General features: G+C 61.5%; 20 protein-coding genes. 7 read left to right on the top strand and 13 right to left on the bottom strand.

The window, feature by feature from the left end; genetic code table 11:
- Positions 1-4: 4 nt before the first annotated feature.
- Both GGR20_RS08485 and GGR20_RS08480 read left to right on the top strand, forming a co-directional pair.
- Positions 5-1,183: an ABC transporter ATP-binding protein gene (locus tag GGR20_RS08485; protein ID WP_183310814.1), complete on the top strand. Its 1,179-nt coding sequence runs from the start codon at positions 5-7 to the stop codon at positions 1,181-1,183.
- A gap of 61 nt (positions 1,184-1,244) precedes the next feature.
- Positions 1,245-1,970 carry an RraA family protein gene (locus tag GGR20_RS08480; RefSeq protein ID WP_183310813.1) on the top strand — a complete coding sequence of 242 codons (726 nt, stop codon included), beginning with the start codon at positions 1,245-1,247 and terminating at the stop codon, positions 1,968-1,970.
- A gap of 159 nt (positions 1,971-2,129) precedes the next feature.
- Here GGR20_RS08480 and GGR20_RS08475 read toward each other — a convergent pair whose 3' ends face one another.
- Complete coding sequence (locus GGR20_RS08475; protein ID WP_183310812.1) at positions 2,130-3,176, bottom strand: DNA topoisomerase IB; 1,047 nt, start codon at positions 3,174-3,176, stop codon at positions 2,130-2,132.
- Between the two features lie 124 nt (positions 3,177-3,300).
- Between GGR20_RS08475 and ku the strand changes: the two genes are divergently transcribed.
- The 5 genes from ku (at position 3,301) to GGR20_RS08450 (ending at position 10,771) form a co-directional block, all read left to right on the top strand.
- Positions 3,301-4,161: a non-homologous end joining protein Ku gene (gene ku, locus GGR20_RS08470; protein WP_183310811.1), complete on the top strand. Its 861-nt coding sequence runs from the start codon at positions 3,301-3,303 to the stop codon at positions 4,159-4,161.
- A 2-nt stretch (positions 4,162-4,163) separates the two neighbouring features.
- The gene (gene ligD / locus GGR20_RS08465; protein ID WP_183310810.1) at positions 4,164-6,707 is read left to right on the top strand and encodes a DNA ligase D; all 2,544 of its coding nucleotides are present in this window, start codon (positions 4,164-4,166) and stop codon (positions 6,705-6,707) included.
- Positions 6,708-6,839: 132 nt separating this feature from the next.
- Positions 6,840-7,889, top strand: coding sequence for an ABC transporter ATP-binding protein (locus tag GGR20_RS08460; RefSeq protein ID WP_183310809.1), 1,050 nt, complete (start codon positions 6,840-6,842; stop codon positions 7,887-7,889).
- Positions 7,890-8,036: 147 nt separating this feature from the next.
- Positions 8,037-9,065 (top strand): extracellular solute-binding protein, encoded by a 1,029-nt coding sequence (locus GGR20_RS08455; protein ID WP_183310808.1) that lies wholly within the window; start codon positions 8,037-8,039, stop codon positions 9,063-9,065.
- Positions 9,066-9,112: 47 nt separating this feature from the next.
- Positions 9,113-10,771, top strand: a complete 1,659-nt coding sequence (locus GGR20_RS08450) for an ABC transporter permease (protein WP_246349505.1) — start codon at positions 9,113-9,115, stop codon at positions 10,769-10,771.
- Positions 10,772-10,784: 13 nt separating this feature from the next.
- On the opposite strand, the gene phnE (GGR20_RS08445) is transcribed toward GGR20_RS08450, so the two are convergent.
- From phnE (GGR20_RS08445) to phnF, 12 genes are read right to left on the bottom strand one after another with little or no spacing between them, the layout of a single operon-like run.
- On the bottom strand, positions 10,785-11,615 hold the full coding sequence (gene phnE, locus GGR20_RS08445) for a phosphonate ABC transporter, permease protein PhnE (protein WP_183310806.1): 831 nt from the start codon (positions 11,613-11,615) through the stop codon (positions 10,785-10,787).
- Positions 11,616-11,618: 3 nt separating this feature from the next.
- Entirely contained in the window at positions 11,619-12,530 is a 912-nt protein-coding gene (gene phnE, locus GGR20_RS08440) for a phosphonate ABC transporter, permease protein PhnE (protein ID WP_253560200.1), read from the bottom strand.
- A gap of 56 nt (positions 12,531-12,586) precedes the next feature.
- Positions 12,587-13,507 (bottom strand): phosphonate ABC transporter substrate-binding protein, encoded by a 921-nt coding sequence (phnD, locus tag GGR20_RS08435; protein WP_183310805.1) that lies wholly within the window; start codon positions 13,505-13,507, stop codon positions 12,587-12,589.
- Positions 13,508-13,540: 33 nt separating this feature from the next.
- A complete protein-coding gene (gene phnC, locus GGR20_RS08430) occupies positions 13,541-14,368 on the bottom strand; it encodes a phosphonate ABC transporter ATP-binding protein (protein WP_183310804.1) in 828 nt (275 codons plus the stop codon).
- A gap of 54 nt (positions 14,369-14,422) precedes the next feature.
- The gene (locus GGR20_RS08425; RefSeq protein WP_183310803.1) at positions 14,423-15,622 is read right to left on the bottom strand and encodes an alpha-D-ribose 1-methylphosphonate 5-triphosphate diphosphatase; all 1,200 of its coding nucleotides are present in this window, start codon (positions 15,620-15,622) and stop codon (positions 14,423-14,425) included.
- Positions 15,609-16,340: a phosphonate C-P lyase system protein PhnL gene (locus GGR20_RS08420; protein WP_210283121.1), complete on the bottom strand. Its 732-nt coding sequence runs from the start codon at positions 16,338-16,340 to the stop codon at positions 15,609-15,611. The genes GGR20_RS08425 and GGR20_RS08420 overlap by 14 nt, the downstream gene beginning before the upstream one ends.
- A gap of 9 nt (positions 16,341-16,349) precedes the next feature.
- Positions 16,350-17,171: an ATP-binding cassette domain-containing protein gene (locus GGR20_RS08415; RefSeq protein WP_183310802.1), complete on the bottom strand. Its 822-nt coding sequence runs from the start codon at positions 17,169-17,171 to the stop codon at positions 16,350-16,352.
- The gene (locus GGR20_RS08410) at positions 17,168-18,082 is read right to left on the bottom strand and encodes an alpha-D-ribose 1-methylphosphonate 5-phosphate C-P-lyase PhnJ (protein ID WP_183310801.1); all 915 of its coding nucleotides are present in this window, start codon (positions 18,080-18,082) and stop codon (positions 17,168-17,170) included. Before GGR20_RS08410 ends, GGR20_RS08415 begins: the two co-directional genes overlap by 4 nt.
- Positions 18,079-19,173, bottom strand: coding sequence for a carbon-phosphorus lyase complex subunit PhnI (locus GGR20_RS08405; protein ID WP_183310800.1), 1,095 nt, complete (start codon positions 19,171-19,173; stop codon positions 18,079-18,081). The genes GGR20_RS08410 and GGR20_RS08405 overlap by 4 nt, the downstream gene beginning before the upstream one ends.
- Entirely contained in the window at positions 19,174-19,710 is a 537-nt protein-coding gene (gene phnH, locus GGR20_RS08400; RefSeq protein ID WP_183310799.1) for a phosphonate C-P lyase system protein PhnH, read from the bottom strand.
- Complete coding sequence (phnG, locus tag GGR20_RS08395) at positions 19,710-20,153, bottom strand: phosphonate C-P lyase system protein PhnG (RefSeq protein ID WP_183310798.1); 444 nt, start codon at positions 20,151-20,153, stop codon at positions 19,710-19,712. The genes phnH and phnG overlap by 1 nt, the downstream gene beginning before the upstream one ends.
- Positions 20,146-20,901, bottom strand: coding sequence for a phosphonate metabolism transcriptional regulator PhnF (gene phnF / locus GGR20_RS08390; RefSeq protein ID WP_183310797.1), 756 nt, complete (start codon positions 20,899-20,901; stop codon positions 20,146-20,148). Before phnF ends, phnG begins: the two co-directional genes overlap by 8 nt.
- Positions 20,902-20,928: the final 27 nt, after the last annotated feature.

Here is a 20,928-nt window from a genome sequence, read left to right as displayed (position 1 = left end):
ACCCATGGCCAGTGTAACTCTACAGAATTTGACCAAAACCTATGCCGGTGGACAGCTTCGCGCCGTCAACGATGTCTCCCTGGAGATCGAGGATGGGGAATTCCTCGTCCTGGTCGGTCCCTCGGGCTGCGGCAAATCTACCGCCTTGCGGATGATCGCTGGACTTGAGGAGATTACCGACGGGGCCGTGTGGATCGGCGATGACTTCGTCAACGACACGCATCCCAAGGATCGCGACATCGCCATGGTGTTTCAGTCCTATGCGCTCTACCCCCATATGAGCGTTTACGACAACATCGCCTTCCCGCTCCAGATCGCCAAAATGCCCAAGGAGGAGGTGGACAAGCGGGTGCACGAAGCCGCGCGCGTGCTTGAACTCGAAGCCTATCTGAAGCGGCGTCCCGGCCAGCTATCCGGCGGCCAGCGCCAACGCGTGGCCATGGGCCGGGCGATTGTTCGCAAGCCCTCGGTCTTCCTGATGGACGAACCACTGTCCAATCTGGATGCCAAGCTCCGGGTGCAGATGCGCGCCGAAATTGCGTCGATCCAGCACCGGCTGGGTGTCACGACCGTCTATGTGACCCACGACCAGGTGGAAGCCATGACCATGGGGCACCGCGTGGCTCTGCTCAAGGATGGCGTCCTGCAGCAGGTCGACACCCCGTCCAACATCTACAACAAGCCGCGCAACACCTTTGTCGCCGCCTTTATCGGCTCGCCCACCATGAACATGTATTGGGCCGAACTCGAAAAGGAGAGCGATACGCTCTTCCTCCGGCTGGGCGACAATCGGTTGAAGCTTCCGGCAACGCTTGTCGAGCAATTCTCCAGCCTGTCGCAATATGCCGGACGCAAGCTGATCGTAGGTATTCGGCCCGAGGATCTTGCCGAGGCATCCTCGATTGCCAACGCCGATCCGTCCGATTGCATCGCTGCTGAAGTCGATCTGGTCGAAGCCCTTGGTTCGGATGTGATCGTCCATATCGGCATCGACGCGAAGCCGGCCGAGGTGCGCAGCTCGGACAGCCTGGACGAGATCAAGTCCAAGGCCGGCAAGGCGCGCTGCATCGCCCGCTTCAACGCCAAAAGCCAGGTGCGCCTGGGCGACACGGTGACTGTCTGGTTCGACACCACCCGCATGCATTTCTTCGACGGCGAGACCGGCCTGTCGATCCTCAACTGAGCTCCTCAGCGCCCGCATGTGCGGGCGCCGTCAGACCTGAAATCACTAGAAGGAAAGTAACATGGCTATCAATAGCAGCACACTCGAGATCCTGCGTAAGGTACGTACCTCAGACGTAACCGACGCCCTGGATTCCATGGGCTACATGAACACCTATGAGATGGATCCGCGGCTGCGACCGTTGTTCCCCGGCATCTTTTTCGCCGGCATCGCGACGACCGCCGAATTCAACATTATCAACCGCACCATCCCGGCGATGAGCTACGACGAGTTCGATGATCGTCAATATAAGCGCAATCCGGATCGCAGCAGCCATCCCGACGCCCTCTGGCCGGCGGGCCATAGTTTCGGTGCCCCTGATGAAGTGCACGTGGTCGACACCAAGCAGTCCCGCTGCGGCCTGCTGGGCTCGAACAACCTGCTTGATGCGCGCGTCAAAGGGTCGGTCGGCTTCATCATTGATGGTGCATGCCGAGACTCGGGTGAATGCATCATGCAGCAGGACCCGGTGTTCTGCTCAGTTCGCTCCATGCGCCACATGGCGGGTCGGCTCGAACTCTCCTCTATGGGCAAGCCGATCACCTGCGGTGGCGTGTATGTGCGCCCCGGCGATGGGGTGATTGCCGACGACGACGGCATTGTGGTGATCCCGCAGGAAGACGGCGAAGAGATCGCCAAGCGGGCGTGGATGGTGCAGGACAAGGATCGCCGCATGCGTCGCGCCTTCTACGAGAAGCTGGGCATGCCCTTCGACAAGACCGTCGAACTGGAAGAGCGCCCCTGGTAATTCGGATATGCAGGCGCCTTCGGGCGCCTGCTCTTACTGCCGGGATGACGTGGACGCGCTGATCGAGACATTTCAAAACATGACCGAACAAGCCTCAACCAGACCCACCGTCCATCGCAGTGGGTGTGCTGGTCATGAAAGGGCTCGATCCCGGCCCAATCAAGAGCCGTTCAGGTTTTCTAAGAAAGCTTTGGTCCCCACCTCGTCTTCGTCCAACCCCTCGATGGGCTTGAGCCGGCCGGGTAGGGGCAAGACGCCATCCTGCCAGGCCTGCGGCACGGCAGGATGCACATAACATTGGCGGCAGACAGTACGGGTATTGCCCAGCCGATCGGCAACCTGATCAATGACACTGTTGATAGCTCGTGCTGTGGCGGATTTGGTCTCCGGCAGGCCCAGCGTCGAAAACAGACCGAACGCCCTGACGGTGGCCGCCCAGGTGCGAAAATGCTTGGAGGTAAAGTCGGGTCCGGCAAAAGCCGCGATATAGTCGTTCACATCGCGCGAGGTGATGGCACAAAGACCCTCCTCGCCCTCATACTGGAACAGGTGCTGGCCCGGCATATCCTGCAGCGAGCGAACCACATTGGCGATGCGCCGGTCAGCAAGTTGCAGACGCCACTGCTTTCCTGATTTACCTTTGAAATGGAAATGCAGTGTCGAACCGGTGATGTCGATATGCCGGTGCCTGAGTGTCGTCAGTCCGAAGCTCTGATTGTCCCGGGCATAGGCCGGGTTGCCCACGCGGATCAAGCTGTTGTCGAGGAGCCAAACCACCGATGCCGTCACGCGCTCATAGGTAAAACTGCGGCGGCGCAGATCGGATTGGACCTGCTGGCGAAGGGCCGGCAAAACCTTGGAAAAAGCCGCCAGTGTGTCGAATTTGCTGGCATTGCGATGCTCAGTCCACGCGACGTGATAGCGGTATTGCTTGCGCCCCCTCTCGTCGCGACCAGTGGCCTGGATATGCCCGCAGCCGTCCTTGCATATCCAAACATCGTTCCAGGCGGGGGGTATGGCGAGAGCCCTGATACGCACCAGCTCTGAAGCTCGGGGGTGCCTGTCGTTGTCATCGACATAAGAAAAGCCACGCCCGCGTCTCTGCCGACGCCAGCCCGGCATCTCATCGGAAGAATAGACAAGTTTGAACTCGGGGCCGGCTTCGTCAGCGCGCATCCGGTCCAGAACGATCCTCGCCGATTGCATAACCCATCACCTCATTTCCCGCTGGAAATGTTCGGGCCTGATAAACGTTCCAGTGGGGAGCGCCCGGAACGGGGAAGAGTGTCCGGCGTTGAATTGGCGAAACGAGCCAATATCTGGAAACGCCATGCCTGCTTCGCGTCCAATCTGGAAAGGCCAGCTTCGTCTGTCGCTGGTCGCCATCCCCGTGGAATTGTTCAGCGCCGCCCGATCCGGGGCCCGGCCAAGCTTCCGGCAGATACACGAACCCACCGGAAAACCTATTCACTACGAGAAAGTCGTGGCGGGCGTTGGGCCGGTTGACAAGGACGAGATCATCCGGGGCTTTGAGTATGAGAAGGGCGATTACGTTCTGCTCACCAACGACGAAATCGACGCGGTCAAACTCGAGACCCGTAAGACGCTGGAACTGACCCAGTTCGTTGGGGCCTGCGAGATCGACCCGATCTATTTCGACAAATCCTATTTCGTGGTGCCCACGGACGAATTGGCTGAGGACGCATTCCGGGTCATTCGCGATGCCCTGCGCCAGACCGAAAAGGTCGGCCTGGGCCAGCTCTCCATGCGGGGCAAGGAATATCTGGCAGCCATCAAGCCTTCCGGCACAGGGCTGATGCTGGAGACACTTCACTATGAGGAAGAGATTCGCAAAACCGATCCCTTTTTCTCGCAGATTTCCGGCAAGAAAGCCGAGGCGGACCTCTTGGAGGTCGCCACCGCGTTGATCGAAAAAAAGACCGCTCCCTTTGATGCCGGCGCCTTCAAGGATCATTACCAGGGCGCCCTGCGGGACCTGATCAAGCGGAAGCTGAAGTCCAAGGGGCGCAAGATCACCGCGACAGCAGATGAAGCGCCCGAGCGTCCGAGCGGCGAGAATGTGGTCGATCTGATGGCGGCCCTCAAGGAGAGCCTGGAAGGCGGCGAGAAGAAGAAGGCTTCGACCAAACGGCCGGCAACCAGCAAACCTAAACGCAAGAAAGCGAGCTGAGCATGGCGGCAGACAAGGCAGGGGATCTGCTCCGCGACTACAAGGCCAAGCGCAACTTCGCCAAGACGCAAGAGCCGGCTGGTGATGCGCCCAAAGGTAGCAAGTCCGGACGCGGCAGCTTTGTGGTGCAAAAGCACGACGCCACCCGGCTGCACTATGACTTCCGCATCGAGCTCGATGGGGTGCTCAAGAGCTGGGCGGTCACCAAGGGGCCGTCCAACAATCCTGCCGACAAGCGCCTGGCCGTGCGCGTTGAGGACCACCCGCTGGACTATGGCAGCTTCGAGGGCACCATTCCCGAAGGCGAATATGGCGGCGGCACCGTGATGCTGTGGGACCGCGGCACCTGGGAGCCGATCGGTGATCCGCATGAGGGGCTCGAAAGCGGCGACCTCAAGCTCAGGCTCTACGGTGAGCGCATGAAGGGCGAATATGTGCTGGTGCACATGAAGGGACGCGACACCAAGCGCCGGAATGCTCCGAACCGGGAAAACTGGCTTCTGATCAAGCATCGGGACACCTATGCGCGCGACAAGAATACGCTGACCACGCGTTTCACCCGATCAATCGAAACTGGCCGGGACCTCAAGGGGATTGCCTCCGGCACCAAGCCAGTGAAGAAAACCAGAGTACCGGCGGAGGCGGTCTGGCATTCCGAGCCGGAAAATGCGGAGGAGATCAACAAGGCTCCGCAGCGCCCCAAGGCGAAGCCGGACAAAACGCCGGCCTTTCGCTCATTGCAATTGGCGACGCTGGTCGACAGCGTACCGGCGGGCGAGAACTGGCTGTTTGAAATGAAATATGACGGCTATCGTTGCCTGGCTGCAGTTGCCGGCGACAATGTGCGTCTCTACACACGCAATGGACTGGACTGGACCGAGCAGTTTGGTGCCCTGGTGGCGCCATTGCAAAAGCTCAAGATCGGCTCAGCGCTGATCGACGGAGAAATCTGCGCTTTCGATGACAAGGGGCGCACGGACTTCTCGACGCTCAAGGCGGTGCTTTCTGATGGCGGGCGGCTCGAATATTTCGCATTCGACCTGCTCGAGGCCGATGGCAAGGATTTGACCAAGCTGCCGCTGACCGAGCGCAAGGCGCGGCTTGAAAAGCTGCTCTCCAAAACGGCCAAAAACGATCCCGTGCAGTATTCATCGCATGTGGAAGGGCATGGGCAGAGCGTGCTCGATGCCCTGTGCCGCGATGGGCATGAAGGTGTGATCGCCAAGCGTGCCAATGCGTCCTATCGGGGTGCGCGCAGCAAGGACTGGCTCAAGATCAAGTGCCTCAAACGGCAGGAATTTGTCATCGGTGGCTGGTCGCCTTCGTCCAAACGCAAAGGGTTTGCTTCGCTGCTGCTGGGGACATGGGAAGGGGACAGGCTGCTCTACCGTGGGCGCGTGGGCACCGGCTTCAGCCAGGACATGCTGGCCGAGTTGGGCCAGGCGCTAGAGAAGCGCCAGCGCAAGACCAGCCCGTTCGCTGCCGTGCCTAAGGATCGCGCGCGCGGCTCCAAATGGGTCACCCCGGATTTGGTCGCCGAGATCGCCTATACCGAGCTGACGGGCGACGATATCCTGCGCCATCCCAGCTTTATCGGCCTGCGCGGCGACAAGCCCGCCAAGGAGGTAAGCATGGAAAAAAGCCAGAGTCTTGACGATGATGGCGAGGCCGTCGCTGAAAAGCTGGGTGTTCGCCTGACCTCCCCGGACCGGATAGTCTATCCTGGGCAAGGGATCACCAAGTCGCAAATCGTCGCTTATTACGAGGACGTGGCCGAGGCCATGCTGCCCCATATCACAGGGCGGCCGTTGAGCCTGGTGCGGTGCCCGCAGGGGAGAACCAAGCAGTGTTTCTTCCAGAAGCACGATACGGGCGGTTTTCCAGAGCAATTGCGCTCCGGGTCCGTGGTGGAAAAGGACGGCGAGAAACAAGACTATTTTTATGTCGAGGATCTGGCCGGGCTCGTGGCGGGCACTCAGATGAACGTGCTCGAATGGCACGTCTGGGGCTCACATTTCGACGATATCGAGAAGCCTGACCGCCTGGTGTTTGATATCGATCCGGACGAAGGCCTGGATTTCTCAGCCATTGTCAGCGCTGCCTTCGACATTCGCGACCGGCTCAAGGATTTGGGACTGGTCAGTTTCCCGATGGTCTCGGGTGGCAAAGGCATCCACGTCATCGTGCCCTTGCGGCCAAAGGCTGAATGGCCGGAGGCGAAAGCCTTTTGCAAGGGGCTTGCCCAGACGTTGGCGGATGAGGAGCCGCAGCGCTACACGGCGAGCCTTTCCAAGGCACAGCGCAAGGGACGTGTCTTCATTGACTATCTGCGCAATGAACGCGGCTCGACTGCGATCTGCCCCTTTTCGGTACGGTCGCGAGAAGGCGCCCCGGTGGCCGTCCCGGTGGGTTGGGACGAGCTGCCCAAGGTCAGTGCCGCCAACGGCTTTTCGCTTGCAGCCGCTATTGAGCGCAGCAAGAACGAAGCTTGGCCGAATTACTTCAAACTGAAGCAGGCCCTGACGGCTGAGATGGCGGTGACATGAACGCGAGACGCTGGAGATACATGGTTGTCTTCTCCAGTCCCCTCTCCTTCACCTACAATTCGAACACAGTCCGATCAGGCAGGTTTGCCTGCATCACTTGACAATCGAGCGGGCCGAACGCCACTAGCAGGCATGAAAAAGGCAAAGTCCATGCTTGTCCTGTCCGGCGTCACGCGGCATTTCGGCCGTGTCGCGGCGCTTGACGATGTCTCACTCGAGATCGGGGCCGGACAGGTGTTGTGCCTGGTCGGGCATTCCGGCTGCGGGAAATCGACGCTGCTCAGAACGATCGCGGGCATAGAAACGCTCGATGCCGGCAGTGTTACCATTGAGGGTACGCCGATGTCGGCGCCCGGCGTGTTTGTCGAGCCAGAGCATCGCCGGGTCGGCTTCATGTTCCAGGACTATGCCCTGTTTCCGCATTTGAGCGTGCGCGACAATATCGGCTTTGGGCTCGGCCGGCTGCCGCGCGCAGAGCGTGGGGCCCGTGTAGACTCAATTCTGAGCAGCATCGGCATCACAGCCCTGGCGGATCGCTACCCGCATATGCTGTCCGGCGGCGAGCAGCAACGAGTGGCCCTGGCACGAGCCCTGGCGCCGCAACCCCGGCTGCTGCTGATGGATGAGCCATTTTCCAATCTGGACCGCGGCCTGCGCGATCGTGTGCGGCACGAGACCCTGTCAATCGTGCGGGAGCTGGGCATGACGGCAGTGGTCGTGACCCATGATCCGGAAGAGGCCTTGGCCATTGGGGACATGGTGGCGCTGATGCAAAAAGGCCGCCTGGTTGAAATGGGGACCGGCGAGCGCATTTATGATGCGCCCTGGACTGCCTACGCCGCCTCGTTCTTTTCTATCATGAATGTAATTCCGGCGCGTTTGAAGGCCAATGTGCTGGAGACGCCACTTGGGCGCTTTCCTGCGCCGGGTCTTGAGGGGGTGCCAAAGGTGCTGCTGCGGCCGCAGTCGATCATCCTGAGCGAGGCCGGCCTTCCCGCGCAGGTGTTAGACCGGACCATTCTGGGTGAAATCGAGGAACTGCTGCTGGCCGTCGAGGGGATGGATGAGCCCCTGGTGATGCGCGGTACGTCACGACATGATGTGCGCCCGGGCGATACGGTGAAAATCGCCGTAAATGCGCATGAGGTATTGATATTTCCATCGGAAAACGAACCGGTCTGATTATTGAGCACAATCAATAGTTTAGATCGATTCTAAGGTGCCTCAGAAAAACTTGACTTCTACTATCCGATATGGCTTTTGCGGCCTCGAACAGGGTGTGGCGGACCGATCCGGGCACCTCAACGTCGTCGCAATGGGAGTTCGACTATGCGCAAGCATTTCAAGAGTTTTGCTGTGGCCAGCGTGCTGGCAATGGCGGTGGCCGTCCCGGCGCTGGGTCAGGAAGTCAATATCTACACCACGCGTGAGCCGGGCCTGATCCAGCCGATCCTCGATGCTTTCACGGTTGAGACCGGCATTGCGGTCAACACAGTTTTTCTCGAGAGCGGCCTGATCGAGCGGGTTCAGGCAGAGGGCGCGAGCTCGCCGGCCGACTTGTTGATGGCCGTTGACTTCGGCGCCCTGATCGATCTGGTCGATGCCGGTGTCACCCAGCCGGTCGAGTCTGAAATCCTTGAAGCGGCCGTTCCGGCCTCGCTGCGGGACGCCGAAGGCAATTGGTTTGCCCTGTCGGGTCGTGCCCGCGTTGTCTATGCGGCCAAGGAACTCGATCTCGACAGCATCACATATGAGCAGCTCGACGACGAAGAATTCCGCGGCAAGCTGTGTATCCGTTCGGGCCAGCACCCCTACAATACCGCGATGTTCGCGGCCTATATGGCCAAGTATGGTGAGGATGCCACACGCAGCTGGCTTGAAGGCATCAAGGCCAATCAGGCGCGTCCCGCCGCTGGTGGCGACCGTGATGGTGCGCGCGACATTGCGGCTGGTGTCTGCGATATTTCCGTGGCCAATTCCTACTATTACGGTCTGATGGCCAGCGGCTCCAGCGGCGACGAGCAAAAGGGCTGGTCAGATGCGGTCAAGGTCATCCTCCCGACCTTTGAGGGCGGCGGAACGCTGGTCAATGTCAGCGGTGCGGCTGTGGCGGCGCATGCTCCCAATCGTGAAGAAGCGGTCCAACTGCTCGAATATCTGGTCTCCGACGCGGCGCAGAAGCTCTATGCCGAAGCCAATTTCGAATACCCGGTGTCCACGACCGCCGAGGTTCATCCGATCATTGCGGAATTTGGCACGCTGGAACCCGACAGCCTGTCGCTGACCGAGGTGCTGCCGTACCGCAAACGGGCCAGCGAACTGGTCGACGAAGTCAACTTCGACACTTTCAGCAATTAGAGCATTGGCGCGGCGTCCAAAGGACGCCGCTCTTCCTTATGGCCGACATGACTCGAGGGCGCCGACGAAGCCGCCCTGATATCGCAATCAGCCCCTGGGCCGCCGTGGCGTTTGTCGCGGCGGCTCTTGCGCTTGTCCCCATTGTGGCGATTGCGGCAACGGCGGTGGCCGATACCGGGGGGCTGTGGGGCCACATCTTCCAATTCGTTCTGCCGCAGTCGACCTGGAATACGCTGGTGCTTCTGGCCGGTTCTGGCCTGATCGCGACCATGGTCGGCACCGGCGCGGCGTGGATTGTCAGCGCCTATGATTTCCGCGGGCGCGGCGTGCTCGAATGGGCGCTATTGCTGCCTTTGGCGGTGCCGACCTACATCATGGCTTATGCCTATCTCGATATCCTGAACCCGTTGGGGCCGGTGCAGGGCGTGCTGCGCTGGATGCTGGGCTACTCCAGTCCGCGCCAGTTCCGCCTGCCCGATCTACGGGCGATGTGGGGCGCAATCCTGGTATTCGGGTTCGTCCTTTATCCCTACGTCTACCTGACGGCTCGGGCCATGTTCCTGACCCAGGCGGCCAACGTTACCGAAGTTGCGCGGACGCTCGGCGTGCCACGCTCCGCCATTTTCTGGCGGGTGGCGCTACCCTTGGCGCGGCCGGCTATCGTCGTTGGGGTGTCGCTGGTTCTGATGGAAGTGCTCAACGATGTGGGGGCGGCGCAATTTCTGGGCGTGCGCACCTTGACTGCAACCATCTACACGACCTGGATCGTGCGCACGGATCTGGCAGGAGCAGCGCAGATCGCCATTGGCATGCTGGTGTTGGTGCTGGCCGTATTGATGCTCGAGCGATGGGCGCGGCGCAATCGACGGTTTGCCTCCACGGCGCAGAATGCGCGGCAGATGCAGCGATTTGCGCTCAAGGGGCCTGCTGCCGCGATCGCCTTCGGTCTGGGTGTGGCGCCGATCCTGATCGGGTTTGCCGGTCCGGCGATTTACCTGGTCGTGGCCGCCGCGCGGCGGCTGGAATTTGCCGGTCTGTCGGGATCATTGCTGCGCGCCACCGCCAATACGGTTAGCGTCTCGGCGATCGCGACATTGACCATTCTGGCCATTGGCTTTGCGCTGGCCTATGCCTCACGCCTGCACGCTTCAACCTGGGCCAGCGCGGCGATGCGCATAGCCTCCCTGGGCTATGCGGTACCGGGAACTGTGTTGGCAATTGGCATTCTGGTGCCAGTCGCGGCGTTCGATCGCGCGTTGGGGGGCTGGTGGACGGCCTGGACGGGATTGCCGGGGGGGCTGTTGCTGCTCGGATCGGGAGCCGCGCTGGTCTACGCCTATGCCGCCCGCTTCATGGCCATTTCGGCGGGGGGCATTGAAGCCGGATTGAGCCGGATTCCGCCTGCTTACGACCATGCGGCCCGCACGCTGGGCCAGTCGTCGAGCGGGACGCTGTTGCGCGTTCACTTGCCCTTGTCCCGCTCAGCACTGACGGCGGCGGGACTGCTTGTTTTCGTTGATTGCATGAAAGAGCTTCCCGCGACGTTGTTGTTGCGGCCGCTGAACTTCGAGAGCCTTGCCACGCTGCTCTACGGCGAAGCGGCGCGCGGCACTTATGAAGATGCGGCTTTGGCCGCTCTGATCATCGTGGCCATCGGCATCCTTCCGGTGATCCTGCTCGCCCGCACGTCGAGCAGGATCCGGTGATTGATGTTGCAGGCTAAATCAGCCGGGCGCGAATGCGGCGGGAGATCGCGTCGATAATCGCCACAGTCACCAGGATCATCAGGATGATGAAGGCGGCTTCCTGCCAGTTGTTGATGCGGATGCGGTCGGACAATTGCAATCCAATTCCGCCGGCTCCGACAATGCCCAGGATGGTGGCCGAGCGGACATTGGATTCGAAGAAATAGAGCACGTGGCTCATCATTACCGGGAACACTTGAGGGAAGACGCCGAGCCGAACGACATGGATGTTGTCGCCGCCGGAGGCCCGGACGCCGTCCACCGGCTTGTTGTCGACGTTTTCGATGGCTTCAGCGAAAAGCTTGCCGAAGACCATGACGTCGCCCACGGCAATTGCCAGCACGCCGGCAAAGGGCCCGAGGCCAACAGCGGAAACGAAGATTAGCGCCCAGACCAGACCGTCGATGCCCCTAAAGGCGTCGAAGAAGCGACGGAGTCCGAAATGGAACAGCCAGTTGGGGGCGATGTTCTTGGCGCCGAGAAATCCAAGTGGCAGGGCCACGACAAAGGCGATCAACGTGCCCAGAAACGCCATGGCGAGGGTTTCGAACATGGCATAGGTGTAGTCCCATAGACCATCGCCCGGCCAAGGTGGGATCATCAGGGTGACCAACAGCCCGAGCTTGTTGAGGCCATTGACGATGCGCATCGGCGAGGCATCGATCCACCACAGGCCGAAGGCGAGAATAGCCAAAAAGGCTAGCCACAGGCCCCATGTGCGCAGGCGCTCATGCAGGGGGCGGGTGAAGATCTGGGGATTGGTGCGCCTGAAGCGGGCGATGTCGGCGGTCAGCGTGGCATTCATGGGTCAGGCAACCTGTGTCAGGGTGTGGCCAATCAGGCGATGGCGGATGGCTTCGCAGGTGATGTCGATGACCGAGGTCGTGAGGATCAACAGCAACATGATTGCCGAGATGTCGGTGTATTCGAACTGGCGGATGGCGACGTAGAGGTCCTGGCCAATGCCGCCTGCGCCGACAAGGCCCAATGCCGAGGCCCCGCGCACATTGATCTCGAAACGCAGGAGCAAATAGCTGGCATAGTTGGGCAGGGCCTGGGGCACGACGCCAAGGCGCATGATCATGGACCAGTTGCCGCCGGACGCACGGACGCCCTCGATGGGGCGTGGGTCGACGTTCTCGTTGACCTCGGCGAACAACTTGCCAAGTGCGCCCGCAGTGTGAACCGCAATGGCCAGCACGCCGGCAAAGGGACCGAGCCCAAAGGCGAAGACGAAGATCAGCGCAAAGACCAGTTCGGGCACGGTGCGGAAGAATTCGAGTGTGCGGCGCGCGGCAAAATAGGTGCCGGTATTCTCAACCAGGTTGCGCGATGCGGGAAAGCTCAGGGCAAGGGCAATGACGCCACCCATCACGGTGCCGACAAACCCCATAAGGATGGTTTCGACCAGCAGGCGCAGCCAGAAGCGCAGGCCCCAGTACCAGTTGGCGAGGTCGGCCCAGAAATTCTCCAGCGTCAGTGTGGGGAATGTGCCCAGGATGTAGTTCCAGGCCATGGGCAGGCCCTTGATGAGACCCGGAATGGAAAAATCGCTGACGGTTACCGACCCGACCAGCGCCGCCAGGAACAACGCCCCATAGAGCAGGGTCCAGTTGCGGCGAGTGAATTGCTGCTGGCGATAGCGCTCGTCAAACGAGAGCAATCGTTCTTCCCGCGTCGTCGAGGTCAACCGGCCATTGGTTGGGGAGAGTGTGGACACGCGCGCCTCACGAGAAAAGAGGCCGATGCGCGGGATGCGCACCGGCCAGGAAGGGATCAGTTGCCGTTCTTGCGGCGCTGTTCGGCGTTGAACTCGGTGATCGCCACAACATCGAGATAGTCGTCATGCGTTGCCGCGACATAGCCGCTGGAGGTGCCGCGGGTGTATTCGGCGAAACCTTCGGGATCCTTTTCGGGGAAGGCCATGAGGACGGTCCTGAATTCGTCCTGCAGCGCCTGGGGCAGGGTGGTGAGCATCATGACGGGCGTGTTTGGAATGACCGGGGACTTCCAAATGATACGGGTCAAACCCTTTTCGATCAGGCCGTTATTTTCCATGGTCTGGATATTGCCGGCCTCTTCGTTGCGCCAATGGGTGGCGACAACATCGAAGGTCCCGTTGACCAGGGCCATGACGCTCTGCTGGTGACCGCCGGAGAAGGCGACTTCGCTGAAGTAGTCACTGGCCGAAGTGTTCAGCTCTGTGGCGAGATAATAGGAGGGAACGGCATAGCCCGAAGTGGAATTGGGGTCGGCGAAAGCGAAGGAGGCACCTTTGACGTCTTCGATCGACTGATAGTCGCTGTCGGCGCGCACGGCCAGGATCGAGTGGTAGCCAAGGTTGCCTTCGTTATCGAGCGTTACGGCTACAGGCGCGATGTCCTCGCCCATGATCTTGCGCGCCAGGGCATAGGCGGCCGGGCCGACCGAGGCGACCTGCACGTGACCCGAGCGCATGGCTTCAATCACGGCGGCATAGTCGGTGCCGCGCACAATGTTGACCGGCACGCCCAGTTCGCGGCTGAGATAGTCGGCATAGGGCTGATTGCGGGCGATGGCGTCGGTTTCGTTCTCGCTCGACGAGATGCCGATGGTCAGTTCGGGATATTCCTCGCGCCAGTCCTGGCTGAAGGCAGGGGAAACCAGGGCGAGCGAAACCAGCGCGGCCACAAGGCCACGGCGCGTCAGGGTAAGCATTTGTGTAGCTCCGAGTTCGGGGAAGATGGGCAGCTAGTGCGCCGCCTCCAGGTGTCGTTTGCCGGTTTGGCTTGCCGCACCGGTCGCAGCAATGGTCGAGGTCAGGCTCTCGTCCACGGCTGTTTCGTGTTCATCACCATAGATCTGCTGGATCATCGAGCTGGTCAGCATATCGGGCGTGCCGTCGAACACGACATGGCCATGGGCCATGCCGATGATGCGGTCGCAATAGGCGCGCGCGGCATCCAGCGTGTGCAGATTGGTGATGACGGTAATTTTGTCCTGCTGGTTGATGGTGCGCAGCGCCTCCATCACGAGGCGCGCATTGCGCGGATCGAGCGAAGCGATCGGCTCGTCGGCGAGAATAATGCTTGGCTTCTGCATCAGGGCGCGGGCGATGGCCACACGCTGCTGCTGGCCGCCCGAAAGCGTGTCGGCGCGTTGCAACGCCTGGGAGAGCAGGTCGAGGCGGTCAAGCGCCATGGCCGCATTGGCCCTGTCGGCAGCCGAAAAATGCTTGAACAGCACGGGCATGGTGCCGGCATTGCCGATCCGGCCGATCAGTACATTGGTCAGCACATCGAGCCGATTAACCAGATTGAACTGCTGGAAAATCATGGCGCAGCGGGCGCGCCAGGCGCGCAATTGCGTGCCGCTCAGGTTGCGGACGTCAATATCGCCGGAAGTGATCCGACCTTCATCGGCTGTTGCCAGACGATTGATCAATCGCAACAAGGTGGATTTGCCGGCACCGGAGCGCCCAATGACGCCGACCATCTGTCCGGGTTCGAAATTGGTCGAGACATTGTTGACCGCAATCGTGTCACCGAAGCGCTTGGTGACGTTTCTCAGTTCCAGCATTTTCCACCTCGTGGCGTTGCCATGAAGAGACCCTAGGTCAACAAGATGACAGCGTTAACTCATTCGAATGACATGCTCGTGACGCCTGCTGGTCCTATGGGTGTCGAGAGTGCCATCGGCATGCACGACGCGGCCGCACGAGAATGTGGCGTGTACCTGGCCCACACCGGTGCGGGACGCGACAGCCAGATCAGCACGGAGTCCGATGCGGATTTCGCCGCGATCTTCGAGGCCCAGGGCGCGGGCGGGATTAAGCGAGGTGAGGCGGGCGGCGCCAGCCAGACCATCGGGATCGGTTTCGGCCAATACCAGCAGTGCGGGTAGCATGGCCGAGGGGTGGTAGTCGGCAGCGAGCAAATCGAGCACGCCGGCAGCGTGCGCATTGCGGGCCGAGAGATTGCCCGAATAGGATTGACCGCGCAGGGCATTGGGTGCGCCCATGGCATTGAGCATGCCGCGGCGATGCGCTTCCTCGGCGGCTTCCAGGGTCACCGGAAACTCGGAAATATTGGCGCCGAGTTGGTCCATCAGGGTGACCTTCTCGACCGTGTCGTCGTCGTGGCTGGCCACGGGCACGCCGTGCATGGTGCAATATTGGGTAATGGCGCGCAGCGTTTCGGTCATGTCGCCGGCGGTTTCCTTGCGGTCGCGAATGCGCTGCTGAAGCTGTTCCATGGCCGCTTCAAGCGAAATGCCCTTGTTCCTCGACATATTGGTCGCCTGCAGGTCGAGGTCGCGATACTGACCCTGGCCGGGAGTGTGGTCGCAGAGGGAAACCAGATCCACCGCGCCTTCGCTGACCAGTTCCTTGACCACTGAAAGGGCCGCCGGAAAGGTCACCTCGAAGCGCGCATGCACGCGATGGTCGATCAGCAGATTGGGGCGTGCCGCGACGACGGCGCGGATCAGGGCGCTGGTGAAGTCGTAGGAGCGCATGTGGCCATAGGTGGAGCCGGGCGCAAAGGAGAGAGAGGCATAGGCGGTGGTGATGCCGGCGGTGGCCAGCTTCATGTCGAGATCGCGCAGCCCCATATCGATGGGCATGCGCACGCCCGGGCGCGGCTCGATTTCGCGCTCGATCATATCGTCATGCATGTCGATCATGCCGGGTAGCAAGAGCAGGCCGTTGCCTTCGATATCGGCATCGGCAATTGGGGTTTCGCTGATCTCGGCAATCAGCCCGTCCTGGATGCGCAAGGCGCCGCGATCGATGACACGATCCGCAAGAACAATTTGAAAGTCAGACAGCCACATGGTCTTCCTCGGCGTTTTGGTCGGCAAGGACCCTGGTGTTGAGGTTGATTTCGCGGTCGATCAATTCGGCCACGTCACCAGGATGGTGGAACACGCCAATGATGGCGACGCCGTGGGCTTTGAGATCAGCCAGGCGTCGCACGAGCGCGGCGCGGGCGCCGACATCGAGGGAAGCGGTGGGCTCGTCGAGCAACAGCAGGCGCTGTGGCAGGATCAGGGCGCGGGCCAGATTGACCTTTTGCTGTTCACCGCCCGAGAAGGTGCTCGGATAAGCGCGCCAGAGTTCGGGACGCACGCCGAACTGGTCGAGCCAGTGACGGGCCTGATCGAGCGCCTCGGCCTGGGTGGCACCAGCCAGACGCAGTGGTTCGGCGACAATATCCTGGGCGGCCACGCGCGGTCTTGCGTTGAGGAACTGGGTCACGAAGCCGATTTCTTCGCGGCGCAGCAGGGCGATATCGACATCGGCGGCATTGGCCAAATCAATCTCGCCATGGCTCAATGCATAGAGCACCTGACCGCCAACCGGCAGGTAGCTGCGCCAGATGGTGCGTAGCAGCGTTGACTTGCCGGCGCCGTTGTGGCCGCGCAGCAGCAGAAACTCACCTTTATACAGATCAAAGCTGATGTCTTCGAAGGCATGCAGCATGCTGTCGAGGTGATACATGCGGAAGGTCTTGGTGAGACCCTGAACGCGCAATAGGGGCGTGGTCGTCATGGGATCACCTCAGAGCTTGGCGTGAACGAGTTGCTGGGTATAGGGGTGCTGGGGGTCCTGAAAGACCTGGTCGGCCAGGCCCTGTTCCACCACTTCGCCGTGGCGCATCACCATGACGCGGTCGGCCATGGTGCGGATGACACCCAGATCGTGGCTAACCAGCACCATGGTAATGTTGCGATCGCGCTGCAGGCGTTTGAGCGTGTCGAGCACCAGAGCCTGAACGGAGACATCAAGGCCGGTGGTCGGTTCATCGAGCAGCAGAAGAGCAGGTTCGAGGGCGATAGCCTTGGCCAGTTGCACGCGTTGCTGCATGCCGCCGGACAGCTCGATGGGCCGCGCATCCATGCGGTCGAGCGGGAATTCGGAGGCGTCGAGCGCTTCGCGCGCCTTGTCGCGCAGCACCTCAAAACTACGCTCGCCGGCGATGAGCAGTCGCTCGGCGACATTGCCGCTGGAGGAGTGCTTCATCAGCAATCCCAGATGGGGGTTTTGATAGACGATGCCGATATTGCGGGCGCAGAGCATGCGGCGTTCATAGCGGGTGAGATCGAACAGGTTCTCGTTCTCGCGGCCGGGCAGGCGCAGCGTATAGTCGCCGCTGTCCGGGGTATCCTCAAGGTTCATCATGCGCAGAAGCGTCGACTTGCCCGAGCCGCTTTCCCCGACAATACCCATGACTTCGCCGGGATAGACGGCCGCATCGACATGGCGCAGGGCACGCACATTGCCGTAGGATTTGGAAATGTCGCGCATGTTCAAGAGCGGTTCGGTCCGCATCAAGCGGGGTGCAGCGCGCTCCAGCGCCGGAAGGCCGAGGTCGAGGCTCATGCCGAATACTCCCCATTGCGATACCAGGTTTCGCCGATTTCGGTCGTATTGCCGTCGGCCTTGTCGATAGCCTTGATGCCCAGATTGCTATCGGACACTTCGAACACCGAGCCGCCGCCGTCCTGGGGCAGTTCGTTCATGAAGAAGCCCTGAACGCCAGACCGGCGGCAGGTCAGGTCGGCATGGTCTTCCACCTGGTAAGCACGATCGGAAAACACGAGTGGTTCGACGCGTGTATAGGGCGGCACGGCATGCAGACGCTTTTCGCGGCCGGCCGAAAGAAAGGTCAGATGTTTGGCCATATTGAGCTTGGGCACGTCCCAGCGGGGGATGGGCGAAGGCGTCATCACATGGCGTCCATTGACCATCGCGGGATAGGATGCGCCCTGCATGATGCGGCCCTTGCGCACGATCTGCTCGTAAAGCGTCAGCCACAGCTTGCCGTAATCGGCATCGGCATGCATCTGCCGGGCGATGGAGATGTTGGGTTCCACACCGCGCAGCGGTTCGGGGTTGGGGACCTGGAGTACCAGCACCTGATCCTCGCGCATGATTTCTTCGGGGATGCGGTGGCGGGACTGCACGATGGTCGCGTCCAAGGTGTCCCAAGTTTCCGCCGCGCCGGAAACGCGGGAAATGAAGCGGCGGATCGAGGCGGCGTTGACACCGTCATCTGCGCCCTGATCGATGACTTTGACGACCGAGGCCGAATTGACCAGGGTCAGCGTCACCTGCAGGCCGCCCGTGCCCCAACCACGGGCCATCGGCACTTCTCGACTGGCATAGGGCATCTGGCAACCCGGCACGGCGATGGCCTTGAGCATCTTGCGGCGCAGTTCGCGCTTGGCCGAGGCGTCGAGGAAGCCGTAGCTAGTGGCGGCCCAGTCTTTGGTCAGGCTTGCAAGGCTCATAAGACGGGCTCCTCTTCGGGTTCGCCGAGATAGACTTCGCCAGCTGCCTCTGCTGCGGCCCTTTTGACTTTGGCGTCTCGCATGGCGTCCAGGATCGACTGGAACGTGACGTAGTGCGGAAGTTTGAAGTGAATACAGAAGCCCGAGGCCTCCACGCTTTCGGTGTGATAGAGGTAGAATTCCTCATGCACCGGCGAGCCGACGGGGGCGTCATCGGAGTTGAGATCGAGCGTGGCCGCGGCGATGACCTTGACCTCGTTCCAGCCGAAAGTGGCGGCAAAGCCGAGTTCGAGATAGCCGCCCTTCTCCTTTGCTGTGACTTCAGCCTGGCTGACGCGCACGCGTCCGGCAGAGAACTCGGTGCCGCGTGGATGGCGGACCACGACATTGGCTTCACCCAGGCGCAGTTCGTTGACCGTGGGGTGGGCATTGCCATAGCCGCGCATGGCCGAATAGCCGAGGGCCAGGACGCCGCCGGTTTCGGCGCGGGCCAGGCTTTGCAGGCGATGGGCGCGCGAGGCTGGAAAGAGCAGGGGTTCGCGCGTCAGATCGGGAATGTCTTCAGGTGTAACATTTGACGGCTCGGTCGGCGCGACCAGCCCTTGTTGGCGCTGCCAGTCGGCCAGTGAGGGCTGCCTGGCAGGTGCGGGGCTCGCTGCTTTGTCCACTTCAGGCGGCGTGAACGGCTTGCCTTCGAGCACGTCGGTTGCCAGCACGCGGTGGGAGTAATCCAGCGTCGGTCCCAGGATCTGGCCACCGGGAATGTCCTTGAAGGCGGCCGAGATGCGGCGCTGGGTCAGGACTTCGTCCTGCCTGACGGGGCGGGCGATGGCGAGGCGCGGCTGGGTGGTGCGCCAGGCCCGCAGCACCAGCACGGCTTCGGAAAGTTCCCCACCAGTCTGGGCCAGAGCCAAGGCAGCGAGTTGGTCGTCATAGAGCGAAGCTTCGCCCATCACCCGGTCGATCAGATAGGGCATGGTGGTGCGAATGGCTTCGACGCGCTGTGCATCGATCGTGCCGAGGTCTTGGCGGAACAACCGTTCGGCCTGTTCGATGGCCTTTTCGCCACCGCGGGTTGCAACATAGGCCATCTAGAGCACCTCCACCTTAGTCGAGCGCGGAAGGCCGATGACCTTGTCGCCATCGATGAAGAAAATGTCGAAGCCTTCGGGATAAAGACAGAGCATCTCCCGCATGGCCCAGAAACGGGGGGGCACGCCTAGGGCAATCTCTGTCGTGTCCTCGATGCCGGGGCCGGTCAGGCGAACGCGCGGCCCGCCGTGAGCGGCGGCAACGATCATGGTCGCGCCGTCATCGGGGTAAAGCGCGGTGCCGCAATTGATCTCGGCCAATTGCTGGCCGGCATTGTCGATTGAGGTGAGGAACACATGGTCGGCGGCGCCGATCCGGTCAACCAGCAGCGCGCCGCTCGCCACGATGCGCTCACGCATGGCGGGCGTATCGGCATAGGCGCTGCATTCGAGATCGACCAGGGTTTCGGCAATGGCGTCGAAGCCGGCCTCTGGCAAGGTGCGGATATCGCCGGGGCGCGACAGGGCCCACATCAGCGCCTCAAAGGTGGCGTTCGAGCGCAGTTCCACGGCATCGGGAAGGGCCACAGTCAGCATCAGAAAGTCTCCATTTCAACGCGGGTGGCCTCGACCTGACGCATGCGTTCTTCGTCGACGGCGGCGAGATGAGATCGTTCCTGTTCGAGAAAGCTGGTCGTGGCATCGTCCTGGCCGCGTGCGGCGACGCTGAGGTCGATTACCGCCATGGCCATGGCTCGCTCCAGGTCGCGGCCGGTGACCATGCCATAGCCGACATGTCCGGCGGCGTCGGCAATGTGGGCTTCGCTCACCAGCACTTCGCCGAGGTGGAAGTCGACGTACTTGACCGTGTCGCGCATGGGCACCATGACCAGGCCGGTGCGGTTGGCGATGACACTGATCTCGCCCATCGCGGACAGCAGGGTTTCAGCGTGCTGCTTGAGGCGATCGGGGCGGGCTCGGGCGAGAATGTCGAGCATCTCGCCGTGACCGGGGCCAGCGGCCGGGGTTTCGCTAAACATGGGAATCGTTCTCGGTGGACATGACGGTTGGTTGATTGGTTTCGAAGGTGAACTGGACGCGGTCGCCGGCCCACACGGCTTCAGAGAAACCGATGGGGTTGCGGTCGAGATCGGCGTCGATTTTCTGCACCACCAGGACGGACTGGCCGGGACGCAACATGAGCATGCCGGCCTCGTGCTCGGTGGCGATGCGGGTGAAGACGGTCGTGCGCTGGCGGTGATAGTCGGTGATGCCGTAGGAGCGATAAACCTCGGTGATCGAAGGCGTATGGTGGCGACGCTCCTGCAGGTCGGGGAAGCGTGTCGCGTCGTGATAAGCCCAGCCCATGCTGATCGGCAGATCATTGGCAAAGCCGCGCCAGGAGCGGGCAAAAACCGGTGCGTCCTTGTCGATTCCGAGCGCCCCGGCGACTCGCTCGCTCGCCGGAATCTTCATCTCGGACAGCGTTTCGCCCGAGGCCGTCAGACCCTGCGCCATGAGATTTTCACGGAAGCGGGTGCGCGTGCCGATGACGTAGTTGAGCAGGGGTGCGCGTTCGACAAAGGTGCCACGGCCGTGCTCGACCCGCAGCTTGCCTTCCGCTACCAGGGCCGCCAGGGCCTTGCGTAGGGAATGGCGGCGGACGCCGTAAAGCACGCAAAGCTCCGGTTCCGAAGGCAGCTTTGAATCTGCCGCCAGCCGCCCGGTGGTTATCTCTTGGCTGATCCTGTCCCGAGTCTCTTCCCAGGAATGTCCTTGACTGCGCATATCACCAACTCATTCGAATGAGATGGG

This window comes from Devosia subaequoris (genome assembly GCF_014197055.1).
Classification (GTDB): Bacteria; Pseudomonadota; Alphaproteobacteria; order Rhizobiales; family Devosiaceae; genus Devosia; species Devosia subaequoris.
Note: the sequence above shows the minus strand (reverse complement) of the source record. Positions and strands in the feature narration are given on the sequence as shown.